This is a genomic window from Aeromonas sp. QDB62 (assembly GCF_027705695.1).
GTDB lineage: Bacteria > Pseudomonadota > Gammaproteobacteria > Enterobacterales > Aeromonadaceae > Aeromonas > Aeromonas allosaccharophila.
The window spans coordinates 1-1,136 of the sequence record NZ_JAPDCD010000122.1 but is presented as its reverse complement, the minus strand read 5'-3'; the positions used below and the strand labels follow the sequence as shown (position 1 = coordinate 1,136).

Genomic DNA, 1,136 nt, shown 5'->3' with positions numbered 1-1,136 from the left:
ATCATAATGCATTTTAAATGCAATGTCTAAAATCAGCACTAGGCGCTCTTGTGCATGAAAGGGGGATATGTAAGGGGGGTAATTCTGGATGCAATCTATTTATAGATAGAGGTTCATTGCATGCTTGCATCCAGATGGTAGATATTGTGTGCTTAGGCTGACACATCAGTGAGTAAATCTGTGGCGATATACTCATACGTTTTATCCGGCCTCCTCTCCCGCCGAACCCAAGCATTTGCGACGCATTTTCTGATATAGTTTTTTGCCTGCCGTTCCTGTATGGAAAATTCCGCACAAAAGGAGTTCACTAACTCGGCTGCTGATACTGAGGTATGCCCACTCAGAGCTTTTTTCAGGGAAGTTAATAATGTGTTGTTATCACTATCATTCGCGCTGACGAATATCAGATGTTCTGTTCGGTTTAATAAAATCTCATCAGGAGTTTCAACCGCTCTCGAACTAAACCTGAGGCTGAATTTAGCCCCCTGCCCATCCCGTAATGCTAGTGACATAACGCCATCAGCCTCACCATGAATGGATGATGCCCCCCTGATACCAGCAGCGCCTGCGTTGTAACCCTCCGCTCCTGGCGAGGATTTTCTTGCATGATGCACAACAATGTGGGCTGCGGGTTGACTTATTTTTCTGATGGACCGCATCACCTGGCCCATCATGCTATTATCATTTTCCGCCGCCGTATGCATCCTGGCTAGTACATCCCAAATAATCAGGTCAGGCTGGATCTCATTCACGATGGAGATCATTTTTTTCGCCTCTACAGGATCCAATACATCCGTTGTCTGGAAATCACCACACCGGAAAAAATTCCGCTCAATTGTTTGGTCAGTCACATTATTATGTGCTGTCATGGTTAAAAAGCGTTTCCAAAACAACCGATCTTTTAGCTCAAAATCCATATACAACACTCGTGCTGGATTTCGATTCCTCCAGTTGAGGAACTGTCCTCCACTGGCGATAGCCAATGCGAGCTGCGTTGCGACCAGCGATTTACCAGATTTGGGGGCGCCATTGATGATCCACTGATCACCCTGCTCAATCAGTTCGTCCAACAACCAAATCGGTTTTTGCTCACTGGCAATCCGCCCCTCACTAACCCCCCAAGCTAACATTCTATT

At 46.0% G+C, this 1,136-nt stretch carries 1 protein-coding gene; it reads right to left on the bottom strand.

Features of this window, described 5'->3' with window-relative positions; all coding sequences use genetic code 11:
• Positions 1 to 152 precede the first annotated feature (152 nt).
• Positions 153 to 1,136 (bottom strand): AAA family ATPase (locus OKC27_RS22700; RefSeq protein ID WP_270806750.1); only part of this gene is annotated, 984 nt, incomplete at its 5' end.